At 38.0% G+C, this 24,828-nt stretch carries 26 protein-coding genes; 5 read left to right on the top strand and 21 right to left on the bottom strand.

Features of this window, described 5'->3' with window-relative positions:
• Window positions 1-7 precede the first annotated feature (7 nt).
• Entirely contained in the window at window positions 8-2,284 is a 2,277-nt protein-coding gene (locus MLOOGBEN_RS03530; RefSeq protein ID WP_179156897.1) for a DEAD/DEAH box helicase, read from the bottom strand.
• Between the two features lie 120 nt (window positions 2,285-2,404).
• Here MLOOGBEN_RS03530 and MLOOGBEN_RS03535 point away from each other — a divergent pair, with 120 nt between their 5' ends.
• Window positions 2,405-3,103 carry a Crp/Fnr family transcriptional regulator gene (locus MLOOGBEN_RS03535; RefSeq protein WP_179156898.1) on the top strand — a complete coding sequence of 233 codons (699 nt, stop codon included), beginning with the start codon at window positions 2,405-2,407 and terminating at the stop codon, window positions 3,101-3,103.
• Between the two features lie 114 nt (window positions 3,104-3,217).
• Window positions 3,218-3,697, top strand: a complete 480-nt coding sequence (locus MLOOGBEN_RS03540) for an Hsp20/alpha crystallin family protein (protein ID WP_179156899.1) — start codon at window positions 3,218-3,220, stop codon at window positions 3,695-3,697.
• Window positions 3,698-3,780: 83 nt separating this feature from the next.
• Here MLOOGBEN_RS03540 and MLOOGBEN_RS03545 read toward each other — a convergent pair whose 3' ends face one another.
• Window positions 3,781-4,356, bottom strand: coding sequence for a YppG family protein (locus MLOOGBEN_RS03545; RefSeq protein WP_179156900.1), 576 nt, complete (start codon window positions 4,354-4,356; stop codon window positions 3,781-3,783).
• A 186-nt stretch (window positions 4,357-4,542) separates the two neighbouring features.
• On the opposite strand from MLOOGBEN_RS03545, the gene yppF reads away from it, so the two are divergent.
• The gene (gene yppF / locus MLOOGBEN_RS03550) at window positions 4,543-4,752 is read left to right on the top strand and encodes a YppF family protein (protein WP_179156901.1); all 210 of its coding nucleotides are present in this window, start codon (window positions 4,543-4,545) and stop codon (window positions 4,750-4,752) included.
• 48 nt (window positions 4,753-4,800) lie between these two features.
• Here yppF and MLOOGBEN_RS03555 read toward each other — a convergent pair whose 3' ends face one another.
• From MLOOGBEN_RS03555 to MLOOGBEN_RS03565, 3 genes are all read right to left on the bottom strand, one after another.
• On the bottom strand, window positions 4,801-5,157 hold the full coding sequence (locus tag MLOOGBEN_RS03555) for a DUF1798 family protein (protein WP_179156902.1): 357 nt from the start codon (window positions 5,155-5,157) through the stop codon (window positions 4,801-4,803).
• Window positions 5,158-5,243: 86 nt separating this feature from the next.
• Window positions 5,244-5,630 (bottom strand): hypothetical protein, encoded by a 387-nt coding sequence (locus tag MLOOGBEN_RS03560; RefSeq protein WP_179156903.1) that lies wholly within the window; start codon window positions 5,628-5,630, stop codon window positions 5,244-5,246.
• A 214-nt stretch (window positions 5,631-5,844) separates the two neighbouring features.
• Complete coding sequence (locus MLOOGBEN_RS03565) at window positions 5,845-6,819, bottom strand: DUF2515 family protein (protein WP_179156904.1); 975 nt, start codon at window positions 6,817-6,819, stop codon at window positions 5,845-5,847.
• A 182-nt stretch (window positions 6,820-7,001) separates the two neighbouring features.
• Here MLOOGBEN_RS03565 and recU point away from each other — a divergent pair, with 182 nt between their 5' ends.
• Both recU and MLOOGBEN_RS03575 read left to right on the top strand, forming a co-directional pair.
• Entirely contained in the window at window positions 7,002-7,613 is a 612-nt protein-coding gene (recU, locus tag MLOOGBEN_RS03570; protein ID WP_179156905.1) for a Holliday junction resolvase RecU, read from the top strand.
• A gap of 42 nt (window positions 7,614-7,655) precedes the next feature.
• Window positions 7,656-10,187: a penicillin-binding protein 1A gene (locus tag MLOOGBEN_RS03575; protein WP_179156906.1), complete on the top strand. Its 2,532-nt coding sequence runs from the start codon at window positions 7,656-7,658 to the stop codon at window positions 10,185-10,187.
• A gap of 21 nt (window positions 10,188-10,208) precedes the next feature.
• Here the strand turns inward: MLOOGBEN_RS03575 and MLOOGBEN_RS03580 are convergent, their stop codons facing one another.
• The 16 genes from MLOOGBEN_RS03580 to mgsA all read right to left on the bottom strand — a co-directional run bounded on the left by MLOOGBEN_RS03580 (window position 10,209) and on the right by mgsA (window position 24,823).
• Window positions 10,209-10,625 (bottom strand): YpoC family protein, encoded by a 417-nt coding sequence (locus MLOOGBEN_RS03580; protein WP_179156907.1) that lies wholly within the window; start codon window positions 10,623-10,625, stop codon window positions 10,209-10,211.
• Window positions 10,618-11,280 carry an endonuclease III gene (gene nth / locus MLOOGBEN_RS03585; RefSeq protein ID WP_179156908.1) on the bottom strand — a complete coding sequence of 221 codons (663 nt, stop codon included), beginning with the start codon at window positions 11,278-11,280 and terminating at the stop codon, window positions 10,618-10,620. Before nth ends, MLOOGBEN_RS03580 begins: the two co-directional genes overlap by 8 nt.
• 72 nt (window positions 11,281-11,352) lie before the next feature.
• On the bottom strand, window positions 11,353-12,057 hold the full coding sequence (locus MLOOGBEN_RS03590; RefSeq protein ID WP_179156909.1) for a DnaD domain-containing protein: 705 nt from the start codon (window positions 12,055-12,057) through the stop codon (window positions 11,353-11,355).
• 127 nt (window positions 12,058-12,184) lie between these two features.
• Complete coding sequence (locus MLOOGBEN_RS03595; RefSeq protein WP_179157312.1) at window positions 12,185-13,372, bottom strand: pyridoxal phosphate-dependent aminotransferase; 1,188 nt, start codon at window positions 13,370-13,372, stop codon at window positions 12,185-12,187.
• A gap of 32 nt (window positions 13,373-13,404) precedes the next feature.
• Window positions 13,405-13,878 carry a cell wall elongation regulator TseB-like domain-containing protein gene (locus MLOOGBEN_RS03600; RefSeq protein WP_179156910.1) on the bottom strand — a complete coding sequence of 158 codons (474 nt, stop codon included), beginning with the start codon at window positions 13,876-13,878 and terminating at the stop codon, window positions 13,405-13,407.
• Window positions 13,879-14,016: 138 nt separating this feature from the next.
• Entirely contained in the window at window positions 14,017-14,187 is a 171-nt protein-coding gene (locus tag MLOOGBEN_RS03605; protein ID WP_179156911.1) for a YpmA family protein, read from the bottom strand.
• Window positions 14,188-14,221: 34 nt separating this feature from the next.
• Window positions 14,222-15,076 carry a ComEC/Rec2 family competence protein gene (locus tag MLOOGBEN_RS03610; RefSeq protein ID WP_179156912.1) on the bottom strand — a complete coding sequence of 285 codons (855 nt, stop codon included), beginning with the start codon at window positions 15,074-15,076 and terminating at the stop codon, window positions 14,222-14,224.
• A 47-nt stretch (window positions 15,077-15,123) separates the two neighbouring features.
• Window positions 15,124-17,931: an ATP-dependent DNA helicase DinG gene (dinG, locus tag MLOOGBEN_RS03615; RefSeq protein WP_179156913.1), complete on the bottom strand. Its 2,808-nt coding sequence runs from the start codon at window positions 17,929-17,931 to the stop codon at window positions 15,124-15,126.
• Window positions 17,932-18,056: 125 nt separating this feature from the next.
• Window positions 18,057-18,440, bottom strand: a complete 384-nt coding sequence (gene panD, locus MLOOGBEN_RS03620) for an aspartate 1-decarboxylase (RefSeq protein ID WP_179156914.1) — start codon at window positions 18,438-18,440, stop codon at window positions 18,057-18,059.
• Complete coding sequence (panC, locus tag MLOOGBEN_RS03625; protein ID WP_179156915.1) at window positions 18,440-19,309, bottom strand: pantoate--beta-alanine ligase; 870 nt, start codon at window positions 19,307-19,309, stop codon at window positions 18,440-18,442. Before panC ends, panD begins: the two co-directional genes overlap by 1 nt.
• On the bottom strand, window positions 19,306-20,142 hold the full coding sequence (panB, locus tag MLOOGBEN_RS03630) for a 3-methyl-2-oxobutanoate hydroxymethyltransferase (protein WP_179156916.1): 837 nt from the start codon (window positions 20,140-20,142) through the stop codon (window positions 19,306-19,308). The genes panC and panB overlap by 4 nt, the downstream gene beginning before the upstream one ends.
• A gap of 258 nt (window positions 20,143-20,400) precedes the next feature.
• A complete protein-coding gene (locus MLOOGBEN_RS03635) occupies window positions 20,401-21,378 on the bottom strand; it encodes a biotin--[acetyl-CoA-carboxylase] ligase (protein ID WP_179156917.1) in 978 nt (325 codons plus the stop codon).
• Complete coding sequence (locus tag MLOOGBEN_RS03640) at window positions 21,363-22,562, bottom strand: CCA tRNA nucleotidyltransferase (protein ID WP_179156918.1); 1,200 nt, start codon at window positions 22,560-22,562, stop codon at window positions 21,363-21,365. The genes MLOOGBEN_RS03635 and MLOOGBEN_RS03640 overlap by 16 nt, the downstream gene beginning before the upstream one ends.
• An 11-nt stretch (window positions 22,563-22,573) precedes the next feature.
• A complete protein-coding gene (gene bshA, locus MLOOGBEN_RS03645) occupies window positions 22,574-23,701 on the bottom strand; it encodes an N-acetyl-alpha-D-glucosaminyl L-malate synthase BshA (protein WP_179156919.1) in 1,128 nt (375 codons plus the stop codon).
• Window positions 23,698-24,414: a bacillithiol biosynthesis deacetylase BshB1 gene (gene bshB1 / locus MLOOGBEN_RS03650; protein ID WP_179157313.1), complete on the bottom strand. Its 717-nt coding sequence runs from the start codon at window positions 24,412-24,414 to the stop codon at window positions 23,698-23,700. The genes bshA and bshB1 overlap by 4 nt, the downstream gene beginning before the upstream one ends.
• Entirely contained in the window at window positions 24,404-24,823 is a 420-nt protein-coding gene (gene mgsA / locus MLOOGBEN_RS03655; protein WP_179156920.1) for a methylglyoxal synthase, read from the bottom strand. Before mgsA ends, bshB1 begins: the two co-directional genes overlap by 11 nt.
• Between the last annotated feature and the right edge of the window lie 5 nt (window positions 24,824-24,828).

Genomic DNA, 24,828 nt, shown 5'->3' on the forward strand with positions numbered 1-24,828 from the left:
AAAGAGCTTAATTGGAAGGATTTTCAAAGGCTTGAATTATTTTTAATGTATCACTTTTTGCGGTCTCACCCACAGTATCGGTCCCAATACATGATGGACACCCAGTTTGACATATACAATTTTCAATCATTTTCTTCGTTTCTGCAAAGACTACTGACATTCCAGAATGAATTTTCTCGCTTAAACCGATCCCCCCGGGATATCGATCATAAAAGAAGATCGTTGGTTTTTCATTATGATCTGCTTTTACCTGTGGGATCACATGAATGTCTTGTGGATCTGCCATTACAAATAATGGTGCAATATGATTTAAAGCATGAGCAGTACCAACAAGTCCCTGCTCTAATCGCTCTTGTCCCAATTCCGCGAAAGACTTATTTAATGAAATCCATGCCGCACTCGTGTGAAGCTCTTCTTCAGGGAGATGTATTGGACCAGAACCGATGTTTTCATGGGTCTCGAATTTGATTTTCTTAAAAATGGTTGCCATTGCCCGGACGCTTACATCCCCATAGCCAATTTCTGCATACTCCAGCCTATTAAGCTTGTCCTCTTCTAAAACTTTAAGTTGTACGGCTAAATTGGCATCCGTAAAATAATCGACATCCACTTCAGTGACAAATGCCTTTTTTTCTTCCCAATCAAGCTTCTCCACTTGAAATTGAGTTCCTTGATGAAGATATATGGCTTCATCATGGAGAAGAGTCATAGCAGAGAACCGGTCCATTTCCCCAATTACCCTCGAATTTGCGATATCTGATTGGTCAACAATGATAACATTTTCCTGTGAAGCGGAGCGCAAGCTAATATTATGAGCAGGAAACGAATCATTCATCCAATACCATTTATCACCATTCTGGTAAAGAATACGTTCCTGTGTCAGATATTCAAGCAATTCCTCTGTTCCAACTTCCCCAAACTGCTCACCCGCTTTAAAAGGAAGCTCGAAGGCCGCACACTTCATATGATCAATTAAAATAATTAAGTTATCAGGATTAATTCTTGCCGTCTCAGGGCTTTTATTAAAAAAGTACTCAGGGTTCTGGATGATATATTGATCTAAAGGACTTGAACTCGCAACCATAATGACAAGGGCTTCCCCATGCCTTCTTCCAGCTCTCCCTGCCTGCTGCCATGCACTAGAAATGGTTCCAGGATAACCTGTCATTATACATACCTGCAGCTGACCTATGTCTACTCCAAGCTCGAGTGCATTCGTACTGACTACTCCGTATATATCCCCAGAGCGAAGGCCCTTTTCAATTTTTCTGCGCTCGGTAGGTAAATAGCCCCCGCGATATCCCATAATAGATTTGGGGCCTAATTGATTTTTCACTAATTCCTGCAAGTAGGTTAAGATTATTTCAACCCGAACCCTGCTTCTAGCAAAGACAATCGTTTGAATTTTATTTTTTAACAATTCTCCAGCGATTTTACGAACCTCAAGCGTTGCACTTCTTCTAATATTCAGGGGCTTATTTACAATAGGCGGATTATAAAAAAGAAAGTGTTTGGTTCCACTTGGTGCACCATTATTATCAATTAGGACCATTTTTTCTTCTGTTAACTTTTCAGCTAGTTCAAGCGGATTGGCAATGGTGGCTGATGTGCAGATAAAAACTGGATTACTGCCATAATAACGACAAATTCGCTTTAGCCTGCGGATCACGTTGGCAACATGACTGCCAAATACACCTCGATAGGTATGAAGCTCATCGATCACAACAAATTTGAGATTTTCAAAGAGTGAAACCCATTTCGTATGATGTGGAAGGATGGCTGAGTGGAGCATATCAGGATTGGTGATAACAACATGTCCTGCTTTACGGACCTTTTGGCGGATATTAGCCGGTGTATCACCATCATAGGTGTAACTATTGATATCAATACCACCTGCCTGGATTAATTCATTGATTTCACTCTTTTGATCCTGAGCTAGAGCCTTGGTGGGAAACATATAAAGTGCCCTTACATTAGGGTTGGATAAAATACTTTGTAAAACCGGAAGATTATAGCATAGTGTTTTTCCCGAAGCGGTTGGTGTAACGGCTACAACACTATTTCCGGCCATGATATTCTCATAAGCAGTTCTTTGATGCGTATACAGCTTATCTATTCCCTTACTATTAAGTGAATCTCTTAATGCCGGATGAAGGTTTTCTGGAAGTGAGATAGTTTGGGCATCCTTTGATTCGAGTGTCTTCCATGTAACGATATTTTCTTTAAAACTGTCATTTATTTTTAAATCAACAAGAATTTCCTGCAAATTTTTCTTTAGTTTCATGGGATCACCTCATTGCTATCATTATAGCGAATAAACGTTCGTAAAAAAAGTATATTAATTATTATTTGTTTGTCTGTTACAATAGTATAAGGTATTTTATTACGGCTGTGGAGGTGGAATATGAGAATTGAAGATATTAAGAAGGTTCTTTCTGAATTCACGCTTTTTAGGGAATTAGATGACTACGAATTATCGAAGATTGCCAATATTTCCATTGCAAGAGAATGGAAAAAGCAAAGTCATGTTTTTCTTCAAGGTGATCCCTTAGAAAATGTTTATTTTATTTATGACGGAAAAATAAAGATATATAAAAGTGATATTCATGGGAAAGAACAAATAGTTGCCATTATGAAAAAAGGGGAAATGTTTCCTCATGTAGGTTTCTTCAGAAAAGGCAGTTACCCTGCTTATGCCGAAGTTCTTGAACCGTCAACGTTAATTGCAGTGCCTATCTCAAAATTTGAAGGTGTTCTTATTGAGTACCCTGAATTAAGCATTAAAGTTTTTAAAGTACTTGGTGAAAAAATTGTTGATTTGCAGAACCGGTTAGAAGAACAAATCCTTAACAATACATATGAGCAGATAATCAAACTCCTCATTCGCCTTGGGCAAAAGCATGGAAAGGAATTAGAGGACGGGACGATCCTGCTCAAGTCTGAGTTTACTAACCGTGATTTGGCCAGTATGATTGGAACGACTCGTGAAACGATTAGTAGAACGCTGACAAAAATGAAAAAAGATGAACTAATCGAAGTCGATGATCATGGAAATATGATCCTTGATATCGATGTCCTGCTTTCAGAAATAAATTTAATATAAAGTAATAAAAGAACCGCAGCATTTCAATTGCTGCGGTTCTTTTATGACAGAGCACAAACATTAGGCATAAGCATATAATATGGTGAGAAAATTTGGAAAGAGAGGGAAAGTATGATGTCATCCATACCTCCAAGTGACCAAAATAATAACAAAAAATTCAAGCCTGAGCAGTTTCGAGATTTTTTTAGAAACATGAATGACTTAATTCATGAAAAACCAGTAAAGGGATTTCTACAATCCATTGATGAATTTTTTAGCAGTCCGTTTCCTGGTGGTGCTTTTCCTATTCAGGTACGGGAATCAGAGGATAAATATATGATTACAGCCGAGCTTCCAGGGGTTAAAAAAGATCAAATAGAACTAAATATCTTACCCAATCAATTAACAATCTCCATTGTAAATAATGAAAGTGAAACATCAGAAAATCTTAACAATCACCTTTTCCAAAAAAGGATCTCACACGAAAGGCTATCCCGAACCATTTCATTACCTGTAGTCATTAACGAAAAAATGGTTAAAGCTTCCTATCGTGATGGATTACTTACCATTACCATTCCAATTGTTAGAGGAAAAACTATAAATATTGAGGATTAATAACCTAAAAGCATCATCAACCCAAATATTTTTCGACAAAACCCCAATTAGAAAGACGGCTTTTGGCCGTCTTTCTACGTTTTCTATGCTTTAAATATTCCTCCAATACCCTTTACCAATGAAGAGACCTGAGTTACTGCATTTACCATTTGTCCTGCAGTATTCACCATCTTATTAACGTCCACTGTTCCATCTTGAGATTTAAAAGAATTCATAAGTGACTGAATCCCCCCTGGTTGTTTCAGCATTCCATTTGGTTTTGGATAAGGGTTCATGACTGGATAACCATTCATTTGCGGCGAATACTGATTCGGTGTCATTTCCTCTTTAGGCTGCAGCGGATTTTGAAATAAAAATTGTGCATCTTTAGGAGGATACTGTCCAGCTGGATTGTGCGTTTGCTGAGGCATTCCACCAGGTTGAAAGGTTACATCAAATGGTGGATATGGTTGTGGATAGGATTGTTGATATGGCTGTTGATAGTATGGATTTTGCTGCTGATATGGGTACCATTCCATGCTTTGTACAGGTTGGTTTTGGTATGGTTGATTACGAGGAACACCCTGAAACTGTGCTGGATAATGGATTGGTCTCCTGTAATTCATTTGCCCCGAGTATCCCAGATTTAGATAATAATTTGATCTATTTTTACCAAACATGGGCAAACATCTCCTCCGCGTTTTCATTACTACAAACTATGTTGGAAGGAGATGATGGGTGCATATTTGCATATAGATTTCAATGTCAAAATGAGGGGAATTTTGTCTAAAGTTTAAATATTTTAAAAACTAGGAATCCTTTTTTTTCATGTTACTATTAAAAAAATGATGAAGGAGGAATTACATATGGACATTCGCTCACTTAAAAGCAAATTTAATCAAAGTCGGGATTACAACACTGATGACGTAAATGCATTAATGGATTTTGCTAAGAAAGCTTATATTCACAACGAGATTAACATTAAAGAATACCGTCTTCTTGTCCGTGAGCTCGAATCACAGGGCGCAGTAATTCCAGACGACTTTAAGGAAGACTCCCTCATCGAAAATTCATAAAAATAACAGCTAGACAAGCCTTAGAGATGCAAAAGTTGCATCTCTGTTTTATTTTTCTAGTTCCTTTACTATTTCTAATAGAAAAAATTCAACCGTACGATTGGCATTTAAAAATCTTGACCGGCTTGTTTTCGGAAAAAATGCCTGAATGGATAATTGTTCCATATGTTCAAAGGTGGTATTGATTTGTTTTGGATGTATATGTTTTTGCGGGCTATTCGTTAACCAAGTCTTCATTAAAGTACTCCATTCAATTGAAGTACTTTTTACTTCATTGGCAAACGGCTTTATTACCTCATGAAAATCATGGGAAGTCCCTTTCTCTCGAGCTTCCTCGAAATATTCAATAAATAATGTGTTATAGTGTAGCAGCTTTTTGGTTAATTGGAGAATTTCTTCAGACATCGCCCATAATTCCTCTCTTTTTTGCAAAATAAAAAGCAGCTTTTAATAAAGCTACTCAATGGATTCTATCTTTATTCTATAGGTAATTAAAAGCCCATTTCAAGTTTTAGTGCTCTGGTTACGGAACTACTATGATCTGCTGTAGATTCGTGGGATGGTGGATTTATCTTATCTAATTGCATTTCAAGCATTGAGAGTCTATGAACCGGTTCCAATAATTTTTTTTGCTCTTCATGATTCATTTGAATGCGAAGGTCGGAGAAAGATGCTTCTAGAACAATCTCCAATTCTTCTAATTGATCATATATCTCTGTCAGCATAGAAAGCAGCTTTTCCTTTTCTGGCAATGACGAATTCATCAAATTTAGAACCTCCTCGCGTTTATATACTGTACTATTCTCTTTCTTTTTACCGCTTCCTTCCCCACTGACAAAACTAGAAGCGTTTCGCCAAAGAAAGTGCCGATTTGGCATTTATTACCTTCCCATTCGACACTGTCTCATTTTCGCATGAAAAATGGAAAATCGAACAAGCTAAAATTGGAGGTGTTGATAATGTCAAAAAAGAAACAAAACAAAAAATCTGGCGCAGCACAAGTGGATAATAAAGTTGGCTATGGTGATAAAAAACTCGAAGGACCAAATCGTCCAGCGGAGTAATAACAAAGCAAGGCATAGCGCCTTGCTTTTATATTTTCTTTATATGTGATGTTTTGTGTAGGGCAAGCATTAAGTCAAGCTGGTTTGATTTTTCATAATACCAATCTGTTAGGTGAATAGGGTTGCGGTGTCTTGATTGAAAATATAGCCAAGCTGGGGATATCACTCGATTCTTGCTCCAATCCTCGTATTCATAATGATTATGTTCAATAATGGGAAAGGTTGCTCTTAATATCGGTGTATTACGGTTCGTCTTTGTTTTAAAATATTGTTCATAATCATTTCGGGACCCAGTATGCGGTGTTTTATCAGCAAATTCGAAAAAAAAGGGGAAAAGCCGAGGATGGGTCAAGATTCTTGCTAATCTTTTTCCAAGATTAATTCGTTTTGATAGTGACTTAAAGCCATTTACACTTGCACCATATAATTCTCCCCCGCACGTAGGAAATAGGACACAGCTGAAATGTAGCCAATCCTGTACATTAAAAATCCACGATTGAAAAACACGCTTTTTATAAATTGGATGGCCAATAACAGGTGTATGAATAACATTTTGTTCATTTATTATTAACGAAGTGGTAAGGCGTTCACGATTACCTTCCTTCCAGTACCTCTCCCACTCTTTTTGAATAAATTCAGAACATTTAAAGTACGGAAGAAGATGAAACATTGGCCGCTTTATTTTCGTCGAATATTGATAGACCAGTAATTGAGGGTAAACATCGTGGAAAATTAGCCAATTGGCCCGTTCAAAAGTTAGAAAAAGTTCTTTCTTTGTTTTAGGCTCTAATATTTCACGAAAAACATGCCCTTCCAAATCACACATATTCCACCCGCCATTCCTTGATACCATACTGGCAAGGAATGACCAAATAATATCTGGGTTCTTTTTAAAATAGGAAAAATAAGCATCTGTCCTCGAAATATTATCTAGATTCTTTTTGGCCGTTTCAGCTTTCATTTGACTGATAGTCTCTATCTCATGTATGGTAAGATGATTCATATTCACCTTCTACTTTCATAATAGGTAGTTTTTGAGACTTGATTATTTATGAAAAAAGAATCATGCTTTTTTTATAAAGGCACGGTACATTATTTTTATTAGCGTGCGTTTACCTAATAATTTTATACACCCCTTAGCGATTAGATTTGATATGATAAGTAATAGCTTGAGAGGTGCTTATCATGAAATTTAATTATCCAAACGGAAAAAGATACGTTCCAAAAGAAATTGAAACGGAATCCAAAGTAAAGAAACCCAGTAATCACTCTTTTAGTAATAGAGGGATGACACTCGAGGATGATTTGAACGATACGAATGAATATTACCGTGTGAGAAATATTGCTGTCATTCATAAAAAGCCTACACCCGTTCAAATAGTTCAGGTGGATTACCCTAAAAGAAGTGCAGCCGTCATCAAAGAAGCCTATTTTAAACAAGCTTCCACCACTGACTATAACGGGGTATATAAAGGTAAATACATCGATTTTGAGGCAAAGGAAACAGCAAATCCAACCTCGTTTCCTTTGAAAAATTTCCATCAGCATCAAATCGATCATATGCAGGAAGTTGTTTCACAGGGTGGAATTTGTTTTGTTATTCTCAGGTTTTCCAAATTTGAACAAGTATATTTACTAGAAGCTAAACACTTGTTATCCTTTTGGGAAAGAATGAAAAATGGGGGTAGAAAATCAATTACAAAGGAAGAAATCGAGCAAAGAGGAGTTTATATTCCGCTTGGATTTCAACCCAGAATTGACTATATTAAAATAATCGATACTCTTTTTCATTTTTAGATAATAGAAAATGTTTGAAGTATGAAAGGAAGGAAATTGATCATGGCAGAATCGAGAGAGGAGCGCCGTAAAAAACTCCAACAATCTAAAGGAAAACAAAAAGCGAAGAAAAAACCTAGCGGTATTGTTAAGAAAATTTTTCTGATACTTGTTGCCCTTGGCATTATTGGTATTTTGGCTGGCGTTGGAACTTTTGCTTATTTAGTAAAGGATACTCCTAAACTTGATCCGAAATTATTAAAAGACCCCATCTCCTCTAAAGTATTAGATAAAGATGGCGGGCTAATTGCAGAAGTTGGTTCAGTAAACCGTGAATACGTAAACTATAAGGATATACCAAAACTTGTTGAAGATGCCGTTTTAGCAGTGGAGGATGTTCGTTTTTATAAGCACCATGGTTTGGACCCTATCCGCTTGGCTGGGGCCGTTGTAGCCAATTTCAGGGAAGGTTTTGGTTCTGAAGGAGCAAGTACGATTACACAGCAGGTCATCAAGAATTCATTTTTAACTCCTGAAAAAACCTTGAAGCGAAAGGTTCAGGAAGCATGGATGGCCTATCAGCTTGAACAAAAATATACAAAGCATCAAATTTTTGAAATGTATGTAAACAAAGTCTTTGTTTCTGAAAACAGCCATGGACTTGCGACGGCTGCAAAAATTTATTATAACAAAGAATTAAGTGAGCTCACTCTGCCAGAAGCTGCGCAGCTGGCAGGAATGCCGCAAAGTCCAAATAATTACAACCCATTTGACCATCCTGATTTAGCAGAAAAAAGACGTAATATTGTACTAATGTTAATGGAGCAGCATGGTTATATCACAAAAGAACAAATGGAAGAAGCAAAAAGTGTTCCAGTGACAGCCTCATTGGTTAAAGAAGAGGAAAGAGTTAGAGACGAAAAGCCTTTTGATTCTTTTGTCGATGCTGTTATCGATGAAGTAGAGGCTCAAGGAGACTTTGATATCTTTTCTGATGGCTTAACAATTCATACAACACTTGATAAAAATGCACAATTACATGTGAATACCATTTTAAATACAGATGAAGTCATTAACTATCCAGATGCAGAATTCCAAGCAGGTATCGCTCTCATTGATACCAAGACAGGTGAAATTCGTGCGATTGGCGGCGGACGAAACCAAGAGGTTAGCCGAGGCTTTAACTATGCGATTGATACACAGCGACAGCCTGGATCAACAATTAAACCTGTACTGGACTATGGGCCAGCTATTGAATATCTCAATTGGGGTACCTATCAAACGATCGATGATAAACCAATAAAGTATTCAACTGGGCAAGAGTTTGGCAACTGGGATGACAAATACATGGGTCCAATCTCAATGCGTACGGCATTACAGTTATCAAGAAATACTCCTGCGGTTCAGGCGCTTCAACAGGTTGGTTTAGAAAAAGCGAAAGAATTTGCTATCAACTTAGGTATACCGCTGAAAGAAATTTTTGAATCCTATGCCATTGGCGGTTTTGGAGGAAAAACAGTAGGGGTATCGCCTCTCCAAATGGCAGGAGCCTACAGTGCATTTGGAAATAACGGAATGTATACAAAGCCTTATGCCGTGAAGAAAATTGAGCTTAGAGATGGTACAGTCCTTGACACTGCACCTGAATCAAAGCTTGTCATGAAGGATTCTACTGCTTTCATGATTACTGATATGTTAAAGAGCGTTATGGTTTCACCAGGTACTGGGACAACGGCAAGAGTTCCAGGACTTCCAATCGCAGGGAAAACTGGTACAACTAACTATACAGAAGATGAAATGAAAAAGTGGAATATTACAAGCAGCAGGGTTGTGCCTGATGCCTGGTTTGCGGGTTATACAACCAACTATACTGCGTCCGTTTGGACGGGTTATTCGAGTCGTAAAACGCCAATACAATCAGGTGCAGACCAAAGAATCGCCCAACTAATCTTTAAGAATTTAATGGAATATGTGTCAAAGGATATCCAGACACCTGACTTCACTGTTCCAGATAGCGTGCAAAAGGTTAGAGTTGAAAAAGGTTCTAAACCGCCTGCATTAGCAAGTGAGTTTACACCTGATAGTGAGGTTATTGTGGAGTATGCCGTGAAAGGTCATGCACCAAAAAAGGTATCAGAAAAATACAACAAGATTGACGCTCCTAGTAACCCTAGAGCACTCTATAATGCTGAAAAGAACGAAGTCACACTAACCTGGGATTACAACCATCCTGAGAATACCGGTGTCGAATTCGAGGTTACCATTTCTGGTGGTGCTGCACCACAGACATCGAAAATATCAGAAAAAGTAGTTACTCTTCAGAATCCAGTACCAGGTACAAAGTATAGCATCAGTATCATTGCTATTATTGGTGACAAGAGAAGCGATCCGGCCGCCACTACAGTTGATATACCATTACCGCAGCAAGAAGAAGAGGATGAAGGTAATGGAAATGGAAACGGCAATGGTGAGGGTGATGGAAATCCTGAAGGGGATGGCGATGGAAATGGAGATGAACCCGGAACCACAGAGCCCGGAGCCGGAAATGAAAATGGAAACGGCAATGGTAATGGTAATGGCACCAGTGGAGGATAAATCTCGGATACAAAAAAGCGTCTAGCCCTTTTGGCTTAGACGCTTTTTTACAATATTTTTCTTTGCCAATAGTTTTTCTTGCTCTGTCATCAACTCGGATAGTTGACGGTAGGAATGAAATAGGTTTGGTCTTCTTATGATAAAACCTAATCTTTCATCAAGGTTAACTGGTTTCATTTCTATGCTTCCCAATGGCTCAAGTTCATTAAGCTTGACTTGTCTATCATTGGACCAATATAAAAAATGTATAAACAAGCCGACCCCTTTTTTCATCCCTTTAAGTGTAGTTTGTTGGTCCCGATTACGATAAAGGGTTTCTAGTTCAGTTTTTAGTAGATTCCATTCAGCTAAAAGGAATGAAATGACTTCATTTTCAGTTTCAGCCGGAACCTCTAAGTCTAGTTCCTCTAAAAAAGGGATTAATTGTTGATTATCCATTCACTGCTTCCCTGCCCTTCATTCTCTTCTTCCCTTCCCTGCACAGCTCTAATAAAGGGCAGCTTGGGCATTGTGGATTTTGAGCTTTACAATGGTAGCGGCCAAAGAAAATCAATCTGTGATGGGTATCAGACCACTCGTCTTTTGGTACCTTTTTCATTAATGTTTTTTCTACTTCGAGCACAGAATCCTTCCAGCGGCATATACCGAGCCGCTTACTTACTCTTTCAACATGAGTATCTACTGCGATAGCAGGAATATTAAAAGCCACTGATACGACCACATTTGCCGTTTTTCTTCCTACACCCGGAAGTTTCGTTAATTCATCACGGTCCTTCGGCACTTCACCGTCATATTCATCCAATAATAGACGTGCTAGACTCTGAATATTCTTAGCCTTATTTCTATAGAGTCCAATGGAGCGAATATCATTTTGCAGTTCTTCTAGAGGAACCGCTAAATAATCCTCTGGTGTTTTGTATTTCTTAAATAATTCCTTGGTAACCTTATTGACGAGAACATCCGTACATTGTGCAGACAATGCCACCGCAATGACCAGCTCAAAAGGATTTGAATGTACTAATTCACAATGAGCATCAGGAAACATCTCGCCCATTTGATCGAGACAAAAACGAATTTGTGTATTGTTTAACAAAATAACTTCACCTGCCAGTTAGTGATATAAATGGAAACAAACGAGAGAATTTCTCCTCTCGTTTAGTAAATTTTATTGCTCCAGCCAGTTGTAAAAAGGCACAGAATTAGTTGTTGAGGCTTGAGAATCTTGCGCCGGCCGATTTGGCGTCTGCTTTTGGCGAAACTTTCGCCCATGATTTTTCGCCTGTTCAATTGTCTTTATGCCATTCTTTTTCCATTCAAAAAGAATCCTGTCAATATAACGGAAATTTAACTTTCCAGACATGACCGATTCTCGTAATGCTGCCTTAATGATTACAGGATCGTGGTGGTCGTCATCCATCCACATTGCCAGTGATTCACACTCAAACGGGGATAATGGACGTCCAAATTCCTTCTCGAAACATGTGTATAGATCACTTTCATCTGCTTTCTTAGTGACCTCTTGAGTTTGTTTATTTTTCATTAAAAACTGGTCTACAAGTTTTTCCCATAAAGATCCTACAGAGTATTTCTCAAACCTGATTCCTTCTGAAGAGTATTGATCTATTATTTGTATAAATCCTTTTTGAATTAATCTTCTCAGCATTTCATTGCATTCTGAAACAGTAATCGTCATCCGAGATGATAGTTCTTCTGGAGTGGGAAAGTCGTTTCCCTTTTCTATAAAAGTCATAATATTTAATAAAAGAACAAGTTCGTATTCATTTAGATTCATATTTCGGTACTCAGAAAATAATAAAGCAGGAACCGTTATATTACCTTCTTGAAGCCATGATAATATATTTGTTTTCATGTTTTGCGACACCTCTTGCTTAGTATACCATGAACAACCTCTCACAGTAAGAGAATTGAAATATCCAGATATTATAAAAAAAGCAAAAAGCCTGCAATCGCAGACTTTTTATTAAAAATCCAATATTTTACCGTTGACGCTTAGATTCAACAAAATCCTTTATTCTTGCCACAGCCTTTTCTAAGAGGTCAAGTGAGGTTGCATAGGAAAGACGGATATTATCTGGTGTACCAAATCCGGAGCCAGGGATAACCGCTACCTTTGCTTCTACAAGCAAAGCTTCAACAAATGCATCTACATCTTGATATCCTGTTAATTCAGCTGCAGCCTTTACATTTGGATATAAATAAAATGCACCTTGAGGCTTCACACAAGCAAATCCTGGAATCGCAACAAGTTGATCATAAACAACTTCTAAACGATGTTCAAATGCCTGACGCATTTCTTCTACAGGCTCTTGTGGACCGTTATAGGCAGCTATAGAGGCATACTGAGCAGTTGTGGTCGGATTAGATGTGCTATGACTTGCTAGGTTTGTCATGGCCTCTATAACCTCTTTATTTCCTGCAGCATAACCAATACGCCAGCCTGTCATGGAGTGTGATTTTGAAACACCATTTATGACAATAGTCTGCTCCTTTAAATTTGGAGATAACTGTGCAATGGATACATGCTTATGTTCACCATAAATGAGCTTTTCATAAATCTCATCAGATACGATTAAAATATTTCTTTCAAGGCATAATTTGCCTAATTCCTGAAGTTCTTCTGCGGAATAAATAACACCTGTAGGATTACTGGGAGAATTGATTATAATTGCCTTAGTTCTCTCTGTAATCACCGATTCTAATTGGTGAGGAGTAATCTTAAATTGTTGTGACTCAAATCCCTCTACGTAAATCGGAACGCCACCGGCTAATTTAACTTGTTCAGGATAGCTTACCCAGTAAGGGGTTGGGATGATGACTTCGTCACCCTCATTTAAGAGAACTTGAAAAAGCGTATATAAAACATGTTTTGCTCCGTTCCCTACAATGATTTCATTTGGTTTATAAGTAAGCCCTTGGTCTCTTTCTAACTTTTCAATGATTGCCTTCTTTAAGGCCGGCAAGCCTGCAGAAGGGGTGTACTTCGTATGTCCTTCATTCATAGACCGGACTGCTGCGTCTAATATATGTTGTGGAGTGTTATAATCAGGTTCACCCGCACCTAAACCAATTACATCCTCCCCTTGTTCCTTTAATTCTTTAGCCTTTGCTGTAATTGCTAATGTTGTTGACGGTGTAAGCGCCATTACTCTGTTTGCTAATTTCACTGCCATTTCTATTCCTCCTGCTCCTATACAAGCTATAAATTTTCGATATTTTTTAGCCACTCACCTGTTTTAAAGTGTACATAATAATAATTTATTAAATTATTTTCAGAACGGTAATAAATTTCCCATAAAGGGATATTATTTTCCATTCCTAATTTAACGGAAATAATCTTTTTGGGATTTTTTTCTTCCAACATTCTTTGAACAGCATCTTCTTTAGAAATGCCGTTTTTACGTTTATCCCACATCACTTTCTTGCTTTTCTCAGGGATCCAAACGATAATATTTTCACCTTTTTTATTTTTCCCCTCTAGGATATTAACAGTCTCTGTTCCATGATAAATATGAAAATCCTCGACATCGTTTAGCTCGACCTTTTCCTTTGCCAATGAAACAGCCTTTTCTTCTGCAGAATTTAGAGGTTCCTGGGCAGTTGCATATACTTTAATAAAAACACCAACACAAATTACTATAAATAAAACTAGAAATAAAATAATTTTTTTCATTGTACTCCACTTCTTCCAGCTGCGGCTCCTAACTTTTCGGTCGTTTCAATCCGTCCCTACAAATCCAAAGTGCAGGATTTGCAGTGCCGGCTTGTAATCGTCTGTCAAAGTTGGACAGTCGCCTCCGCTTTACATCTTTTATGTACGATAAATGGTAAAAATAGCTTTACTTTGATCTTCTTGATCGAGTGCCAGTCCAAACATTAAGTCCTTTTGTTTTAATGTTCGATTAAGGGCGTCAACAATTTTGTATAAGTCCGGACTATGCTGAAGTTTAACACTTGAGAGGACTTCTATTTTTGATTCCATTGTATTCCTCCTTTATCTCTTTAAAGCAATAATATCAGCTAAAGTCTTCCTTTTCTACTGGAAAAGTGAATACTTCATAGTTATTTTCAGTAAATTTTAACGTAATGGTACCATGCTTTTTTGTGAAAAACACTTCAGACCATGTATCCTGCAGGTCATAGATAATATCGGGGTCAGGTTGATGCTGCTCTGATTCAAATAGAATTGAAATTTGCGGATTAACATGTTGAATTAATTTCTCCGATAATGAATCTTCCTTAGCCCAGTTTGGCACTTTAAAAATAGTAACATCATCTAAATTTTTCTTTAATAAATTTTCTTCTACTTGTTGACTTGACGAGGTCATCAGAAATAAACGATGCTTAAAAAATTGCAGGGTAAAGTCTATCCCTTCATTTTCTCCTATACCTGCATAAAGAACTTCTGCAGACAAATCGGGGAAAAGGACTTGTGTTGTTCCCTCTGTCCAAGGAACCACTTTAACCCCCGAAAAAGAAAGTGACATATTCGTTAATTCCTTTACAATTTCAGCTGTTGCAATCAATTGCTTTACATTATATTTTGAAATGATTTGCGTAAGTTGGTCAAGAAATAGATTTTGAGTGTTTGTGATGATAAGGGTTGAAATTTCTTTAACACCGTAAGTTTTGAGCACATCCCGCAATTCATCACTTGTTTCTTCTCCACCCGTGTTAACCAAAATATTCTCGCCATTGGAGCCTTGAATCAGGGTCGCTTCTCCGTCACCTAAGCCCAAAAAAGTGACAGCAATTTCATGGTCCTTCAAATTCAAATCGATACTTTCTACATTACCATAATTATAAGAAGAGGCACTTCCAATCGAAGTTAATTGGAAAAAAATTGCTGCCACAATTAATAATTTTCTCATACACATACCTCCAATACTAATAGGATGTGTAATTTTTCCCAATTTCATTATAGCCATTTGTAAATTATTTCGACTAATTCGTCAATATTTCCTTTTTTCATCGGTACGGAAGGTATTGACTTCAAGAAATCCTTGCCATATTTTGCAGTAATGATCCTTTTATCAAAAACCATCATAATTCCCCGGTCTTTATCACTGCGGATTAGACGCCCAAAGCCCTGCTTAAATCTTAGTATTGCTTCAGGCAGAGAATACTCCGTAAAGGCATTCCCACCCTGTTGTTTAATTATTTGACATTTAGCTTCTGTCAGCGGTTCGTCAGGCGGGCTAAATGGCAATCTGACAATGACTAAGCATGATAGGTCCTCACCCGGGATATCTATCCCCTCCCAGAAACTGCTTGTCCCTAGTAAAATGGCTTTCTCATAACGTTTAAAATTCCTCGTTAATCTTGAGCGGCTTCCGCTTGTAATCCCTTGCGCAATCATCGCAAAATCATTTAGAAATCCACTTTCTTTTATAAGCTCATATGTTTTCTTTAACATGTCATGAGCCGTAAAGAGAATCAGCATTCTACCCTTTGTTGCCTCTGCGACCGTGATAATATGCTCCGTAATCGCAATGACATAATCCTCTAGACCGGTTGCATTCACCTCTGGTAAATCTTCAGGTATTAACAGTTTCACCTGATTTTTATAATCAAAGGGAGAAGGTATGTTCATTGTCACAGTAGTGTCTTTGTCGAGTCCAATTTCATTTATCATGTAGTCAAACGAGTTGTTAATTGTAAGGGTAGCTGAAGTTAACACAACTCCTTTTTTAACACTAAAAAACCTTTCATTTAACGAAGCCGCTACGAATGCAGGCTGGGCATAGAAGGTGGTTACATTCTGTTGAGAACGGAAATCAATCTCAATCCATTTTACATCATTAGATTCTTTAATAAAGCAATCTTGAACGGTGATTCTTAGTTCTTCTAGATCGGTACTAAAGGAAATGATTTCTTCCATTTTTCCTTTTTGCTTACTTGTTAGATGTTCTTTATGATTCTTAATTATATCTAAACGCTCCGTGATGGCACTCTGTAAATCTTTCAGAAGAAAGGCAAACCTCTCTGCGCTATGGATAAGAGCCGTTTTTTCTTTGCCTCCTTTTTCACGCAAAAACCGTACCTTTGCTCGATTTATGCCCCGTCTTTCAGTAGTGCTTGATTTGGCATAAAGGGCAGTCAGCTTAAAAAATTCGTCCATTTCATAGGAAAGGTCGGCTGCAAGTTGATTTATTTTTATTGTTGAAGTTAAATTTCCCTTGTTTGCTATTAAGACATCAAGGATCGATTCTAGTTCATGAAATAAAAGCCGCTGTTCATATTGTCCAAATTGACTTAACAGTAAACGGGTTGTGAGGTAATCTAATGTGCGGCCAAAATATTGGCTTGCAACCTTTTCAAAATGATGTGCTTCATCGATAATGGCATAATCAAACTCTGGCAAAAATGTTTTTTCAGCAGATAGATTACTTAATAACAGCGAATGATTGGTAATAATAATATCCGCATCCTGAGCCTCGTTCTTTGCACGTAAATAGAAATCCTTCTCCTGCCAAAGTTTATTCATCGCAAAAATTGTTTGTTCATTCTTAATTTTATTCCAAAAAATATTGCCGCCGCTAGAGAGATTAAGCTCATCACGGTCACCCGTATTGGTTTCTGTCAGCCATACCAGGATTTGCATTTTCGTTAAAGTGGTATCGTAATTATCATTTTCCTCCAATAAGGACAGGGCGAATTTCTCTAAACTAATATAATGGTTTCTTCCTTTTAACAAAACTGACTTTACTTCAAAAGGAAGAATCTTTGTTAACAAAGGCATTTCATTTTGAATAATTTGCTCTTGAAGCTGAATGGTATGCGTACTTACCACGACAGGGAGCCTGCTCTCTTTTGCATAATACGCAACGGGCAGCAGATAGCCTAGAGACTTCCCTACACCCGTACCTGCCTCAATGAGTGTATGCATTCCAGATTGAAAAGTCTGGTAAACCCCATCCATCATTTGAAATTGTCCTATTCTCTTTTCATAAGAGGTAAAACCCTTATTAACCATCTTCACCTTATCTTCTTCACTGAGTGGAAATTGATAATCATCCTTATAATGCCTGCTAGATGATGATGAATGACTTTGAAGCTTTTTCAGCGCAAGTGTATTACATATTTCAAGGTATTCATGCCATTTTTGGCTGCTTGAGTCTGTCTCTAAAATGATTTCATCAATTAATAGTTGTAAATCGCTTTTAAGTCCTCCTGAAAGCTGTGAAAGCTGATTAAGAGTCATTACTGGTAATTGAGATAACCGATTAACAAGAATTAGAAACAGTTCTGCCGTAACCTGCGCATCACTATCAGCCTGATGCGGGCGATCATGCTGCAGGTCCTCTCTTACAGCTAAGTCAGAAAGCTTATAGCCGTCAGCTGTAGGAAAGATGATCCTCGCCATTTCTACTGTATCAAGGACTGAGCCGTAGAAGCCCTCAAATCCTGCTTGGATTAATTCTTCCTGTAAAAATGACAAATCAAATAATACATTATGAGCAACGAAATAGGCACCTTCTAATAATGAATTAACCTTGGGGGCTATTTCTGCAAATAATGGCGAGTCCTTTACCATCTCATCGTCTATGTGTGTCAATTCTTCAATAAAAGCAGGGATTGACCTTTTGGGATTGATAAGCGATGAGAAGTTTTCTGTGATTTTCCCGTCTTCAATGACCACAGCAGCAAATTGGATTATTTTATCCCCCTTTTTGGGGTTATTTCCTGTAGTTTCCAAGTCTACTACAACAAATTTATTTAACATTTACATAACACCTCAAACCTTCATTAAAACGGTATCACAAAAAAGGTAAAAGAAAAAGAAAACCATACTTACAGTATATAAAATAAACATAAAAAAAGAAAAAATCCCCGGGTAAAGGGGATTAATTACATAATGGTTAATGCAGGTTCAGCATGGATCATTTCTTTTATCTTGTTACATTCATCCATAATAGCTACTTTAGGCTGATGGCTTTGAACTTTTTCTTCAGGAACTAAGCAATAAGAGATGATTATAACAATATCACCTTTTTGAACTAGTCTGGCAGCTGCACCATTTAAACAAACTACACCGCTGCCTCTCTCTCCAGGAATGATATAGGTTTCAAGTCTAGCACCATTATTGTTATTAACAATCTGAACCTTTTCATTAGCCGCCATACCCACGGCATCTAGCAAATCTTTATCTATGGTAATACTTCCAACATAATTTAGATTAGCTTCAGTTACCGTAGCACGGTGGATTTTCCCATTCATCATGTTCCGAAACATTATTTTTCTCCTCCAATTTCCTGCCTAACATTTAAGATGATATTATCTATTAATCGAACCTTTGAAAATTTAACAGCCAGCGCAATGATACATTTGCCTTCTAAATTCTCTATTTCTTTTAATTGAGGATAGGAGTAGATCTCTGCATAATCAATTTGTCCATGTGTCTCTGAACGAATCATATCTGAGACTTGGTCCTTAATTGTTTGGGGGTTCCGTTCTCCTCCCTCTATGGCCTTCTTAGCGGTTGTTAAGCTTTTATATAGAACTACAGCCTGTGACCTTTCTTCAGGCAGGAGATTAACATTACGAGAGCTTTTTGCAAGGCCATCTTCTTCACGGACAATGTCTACAGGAATTAATTCAATCGGAAAATTAAAATCGGAAATTAATCCCTCAACTACGGCAACTTGCTGTGCATCCTTTATCCCGAAATAAGCTCTTGTTGGCATCACAATATTAAAAAGCTTTGTTAAGACAGTCGCCACACCATCAAAATGGCCCGGTCTAGATTTCCCGCACAAAACATCGGTACGTTCCTGAACTACCACTTTAACAGATGAAGAATGGTGATACATTTCATCTACCGATGGATAAAAAATGATGTCTACCCCTTCACATTCAGCCAATGATTGATCTCTGGCAAAATCTCTGGGGTAGGTTGAAAAATCCTCTGTTGGTCCAAATTGCAGTGGATTTACAAAAATACTTAAAACAACACTATCATTTTCTAACCTTGCTTTATTTAATAGTGTTAGATGACCTTCATGTAAAAATCCCATGGTTGGCACAAACCCGATTGATTTTGAATTAGACTTCAGTTTTTTTATTTCTGCCTGCATTTCCTTTATCGTGGTAATGACTCTCATTTAATACCTCCGTAAAGTCCGCTAAGTTCACGTTCTTTCATTGTAAAGGAGTGTTTATCTTCGGGAAACTGTTCTGATTTTACTTCCTTTACATACGCTTGTATGGATTCAATAATGAACGGGTTTAAGTTGTAATATTGTTTTACGAACTTAGGCACTCTTTCCACACCGTAACCTAAAATATCATGATAAACGAGTACTTGACCATCCACATCTGCCCCTGCTCCTATGCCAATAATTGGAATAGAAACATGTTTTGATACTTCCTCCGCAAGCTGCTTTGGTACACATTCAAGCACAATCGCGAATACCCCTGCTTCCTCACACTTTTTCGCATCTTCCAACAGTTTCATTGCTGCTTTTGCGTCTTTGCCTTGAACTTTATAACCGCCTAATACGCCAACGGATTGTGGGGTTAATCCAAGATGACTACAAACTGGAATTCCTGCCTTAGTAAGAGCTGAAATCTTTTCTATTACATCATCTGCTCCCTCAAGCTTTACAGCGTGAGCACCTGTTTCCTGAATCAATCTGCCTGCATTTAGCATGGTATCCTTAATGGACAAATGATAGGTTAAGAATGGCATATCTACGACAATAAACGTCTCTTTCGCTCCTCGTTTTACTGCTTTTGCGTGGTGAATCATATCTTCCATCGTCACGGGTACAGTGGAATCGTATCCCAGCACGACCATCCCAAGAGAGTCTCCAACTAAAATTAAATCGACTCCTCCCTGTTCTGCTTGTTTCGCAGATGGATAATCATACGCTGTAAGCATGACGATTTTTTCCTTATTTTCTTTCATTTTTAAGAAATCTGTACTTTGCTTCATCAACATTCCCTCCTTTTTAGTAGGAAGAGGGGAATAAAAAAGAGCGCAAAAAAGATCCTTCTGAAGGCAGAGGATCTTGGTACTCTTTTACATGTTCTATCCCTCTGTCCCGGTCCGTACTACGGATCTAGGCAGAAACCTTTTTAAATTGTGAAAAAATAGTTTCAGGTGCAGCTCTCAAGGATACCGCCCATTATTTGAATTATAAGAAATAATTCAGAAAACCGCAAGCTATTCTTTTCGTTAATAACTGAACTCCTATATTTCTATATCCGCAGAGTACACTTGGTGTATTTTTCCTTGTTCATCTTCAATGATTAATACTCCGTCGTCTGTAATACCTTGGGCATTTCCAACAATGGAATGAGTAAGTGTGCGGGCAGTTATCTTCCTGCCAATACTTATGGCATAACTTTCCCATAGGAGCTTAATAGGAAGGAAACCCTCTTCTAGGTATAGTAAATATAATTTTTCAAGATTCATAAAGATGCCCTTTATTATGTCAGCACGGGATATCTTTTCACCTTTTTCAATAAGAAGCGAGGTTGCTATCTTTTGTAACTCAGGTGGAAAGTCTTCTATCGTTTGATTAACATTTATTCCAATTCCGATGATAATTGAATTAATTCGATCTGCCTCTGCTTCAAGTTCAGTTAGAATTCCCGTTACCTTTTTCCCGTTGATCAGGATGTCATTTGGCCATTTTATTTGTGGAAGCACCCCTGTAAGGTCCTCAATCGCCTGAACAATTGCCACCGCTGCTAATAGCGTTAATTGAGGAGCTTTTGGCAGCGGTATGTTTGGTCTTAGAATAATACTCATCCAAATGCCTGTATACTTGGGTGAATGCCATTTGCGGTTCATTCTTCCGCGGCCTGACAGCTGTTCTTCTGCAATAACTACTGTCCCTTCAGGTGCATCTTCATAAGTTAAACGGTGTGCAATCTTTTGCGTGGATTCTACACTTTCCTCATAGTGGACGTTTTTACCAATAAATTTAGTTTTTAAACCCAGTCTTAGTTCATCAGCTGTTATTTTTTCAGGTGTTTTTACAATTCGGTACCCTTTGCGGCGCACTGCTTCTAATTCAAAACCTTCTTTTCGGAGCTCTTCAATATGTTTCCATACAGCTGTTCTGGAGCAGCCGAGTAACTCTGCTATATGCTGGCCAGACAAATAGGAACCGCCAGCAGTTGTAAAGGCGTCAAGCAGTTCTTTCCTTAGTTGTGATTGCACTCCATCAGCCACTCCTTTATGATCTTTTTATTATTCGTAATCCTGCCATCTAAAATCGCTTGCTCAGCCTTAAGCAATAATTCTTTCACCCATGGTCCACCGCTTTTGTTAAACCATGCCATTAAGTCAGTTCCTGTTAGGTCCATTTCTGTTCGATCTTTTATTGGAAGACCTTCATACAGTCGTATATAGTGCTGAATGGTATCATTACCTTTGATGTTGTTAATAGTGAGATATAGAATTTCAGATGATACGAAAATGTCCTTCGTTGCTGTATACAAATCATATGTAGACCAACTCGTTATGAATCTCTTATTTAAGTAATGTAAAATAAGCTGTATCTCCCTAATTTCCTTCAATCGGATTCGCCAGTCTCTGAGAAATTCCTCTACGTCTTTTTTTTCTACTTTTAGGCAGAATATGAGTAATACCCACATCTCACGTGGGTTTAAACGTTCATGCTCATACTCTAACACTAACTTAATAGCACCCTCTTGGCTTGATAACCCAGGTAAGTAAGAATACATATTGGTTTGAAGAATTAACTCCAAGGCTTGTTTTCGATTAACACCACATAGTAATTTATCGAACTCCGTTTGTTTTCGTTCGACAGCAATATGTTCAAGTAAGTGTACCAATTCTTTCAGTGCATTTAGTGTTTCTTCTTCAATTTTGAACGACAACTGACTTACAAAACGAACAGCACGCATCATCCTTAGTGCATCCTCTTGAAATCGATCCTCTGCTCTTCCGACAGTCTGAATAACTTTGTTCATTATTGATTTTTGTCCTTGAAAAGGATCAATAAGATTTCCATCCTTATCCATCGCAATAGCATTCATGGTGAAATCTCTCCGCTGCAAATCTTCCGTAAGGCTCCTAATAAATGCAACTTCCTTCGGTCTGCGAAAATCCTCGTATGCTGCTTCACTTCGAAACGTAGTAATTTCATATCCTTCATTTTGATACAAAACTAGAACCGTACCATGCTCGATTCCAATATCGACAGTTTTCGAAAATATCTGTTTTACTTCTTCGGGGGTTGCCGAGGTGGCAATATCTACGTCATTAATTTCTTTATTTAAAAGGAAGTCCCTGACAGACCCCCCCACAAAATATGCTTCAAAACCAGCAGTCTCTAGCCTTTCTAATACTGGTACAGCTGCTAAAAAAGGCCTCTTCATCCAAATCACCCTTAGTTTAAGAGCTTATAATATAATTGCTCATATTTCCCGACAATTTGTTCGGCTCTAAATTTTGTTTTCACAACAGATAATCCATTACTGGCAAATTGTTCATGAATTTGTTGATTACTTAATAGCATGATAGCTTTCTTAGAAATATCGTCAATATCCCCTAATTCACAAATGTATCCAGTCTTTCCATGCTGAATGACTTCAGGCAGCCCGCCAACATTCGTTCCGATACAAGGTACACCGCAGGCCATTGCCTCGAGAGCCACCAGCCCAAAGCTTTCTTTTTCAGATAATAACAGCTTTATATCACTGATGGAGTATAATTCATCTAGGTTTTCCTGTTTACCTAAGAGGTGAACTTTTTCTGTTAATCCTAGTTTCTTTACAAGTCTGCACACAGGCGTCATTTCAGGCCCATCACCAACAAGCAAAAGCTTTGCCGGCATAGCAGCAGAAATCTTTGCAAAGGTTTTTACAACATCCTGAACACGTTTAACTGGTCGAAAATTTGAAACATGGATGACGACTTTTTCTTTATCTTTAATTCCGAATTCTTTTCTTAAATGATTTGCTTCTCTTTTTTGATAAATTCTTTCATCAATAAAGTTATAGACCGTTTCTATTTGTTTGTCTGGCTGAATAAGTTCTTGGGTTTGCTCAATTAAAGACCTTGAAACAGCGGTTACTACATCCGATTTTTCAATTCCAAATTTAATGGCTTCTGTCAGGGATGGATCGTACCCAAGAACGGTTATGTCTGTACCGTGCAGAGTGGTGACAATCTTTACATCCACTTTTGACATCTGTTTTGCCAAGATCGCGCAAACGGCATGTGGAATTGCATAATGAACATGAAGAATGTCTAGATTTTCTCTATTAGCAACCTCGGCCATCTTACTTGCTAAAGCAATATCATAGGGCGGATATTGAAAAACAGAGTATTGATTCACTTCAACCTGATGATAAAAAATATTATGATACATTCTATTAAGCCTAAACGGCATGCTAGACGAGATGAAATGAATTTCATGCCCTTTCTCAGCTAACATTTTCCCTAATTCTGTCGCCACCACTCCCGAGCCGCCAACAGTAGGATAACAGGTAATCCCAATTTTAAGTTTCCTCATTTACAATCTCCCATCAAGTCACAATTCAAGAGGATTGGCACCTTTGATTTAAACCCCTCTGCAAAATTAACTCCAACTTGTTGACCAAATAGCCTTTCCCTTGCCTCAACGGTTTCGATATAACCATTTACCAGTGGCGTTTTAACACTATTTTCTGTTTGCTCAAATTGGCTTTTATAAGCCCTTAAGGCTGCAATTTTATACTCCATCGTATCTGATATATCAATAGTGAAATCTGGCTTATGGAAGCCGTTTATCATATAAAAATACACTTTTGAAACCTTGTGGGGTGCTTGGCTATCCTCGGTACGGTATTTCCTTATACCCGCAGAAAAGACTGCCTCTTCCACAAGGCGGGCGCAGTTTCCATGATCAGGATGGCGGTCTTCAAAGTAAGGAGCAAAGACAATTTGTGGTTGATACCTTCTAATGACGAAAGCAATCTTCCTAATGAATTCCTCCTGCAGAAGCAGGCCTCTATCTGGAAATGCAAGTGACAGTCTCGTAGATACTCCTAATATTTCAGCTGCTTGATTTGCTTCCGCTTTCCTTATCTCAATCGTCCCATTAGAAGAAAGATCAGCCTCCGTTAAATCACAAATACCAATTCTTTTCCCTCTTGCTGTCAGTTTTGCGATACTTCCTCCCATGCCAATTTCGACGTCATCAGCATGGGCACCGAATGCTAATATATGTAAGGGCTTATCGCTCATCTCTTTCACCGGTCTCATGAACAATGTTTCTCCATTCTAAGAAACCTTTATCTAATCCTCTAATCAATAGTTCCGCAGTCCCCATATTTGTAGCCAGGGGTATGGAATACACGTCACATAGGCGAACGAGTGCGGTCACATCAGGTTCATGCGGCTGAGCTGTAAGTGGGTCTCTGAAAAAGAAAATCGCGTCCATTTTATTTTTTGCAATCATCGCACCGATTTCCTGATCTCCGCCTAGAGGGCCAGATTGAAATCTAGTAATAGGTAATCCTGTTGCTTCTTGTATTCTAAGACCAGTAGTCCCCGTTGCAAAAAGGGTGTGCTCTGAAAAGATAGTTTGGTAAGCTGTCACAAATTGTACTAGATCATTCTTTTTATTATCATGTGCAATTAAGGCTATATTCATATTAG

The sequence above is a fragment of the Bacillus sp. EB106-08-02-XG196 genome (genome assembly GCF_013396335.1).
Taxonomy (GTDB): Bacteria; Bacillota; Bacilli; order Bacillales; family Cytobacillaceae; genus Neobacillus.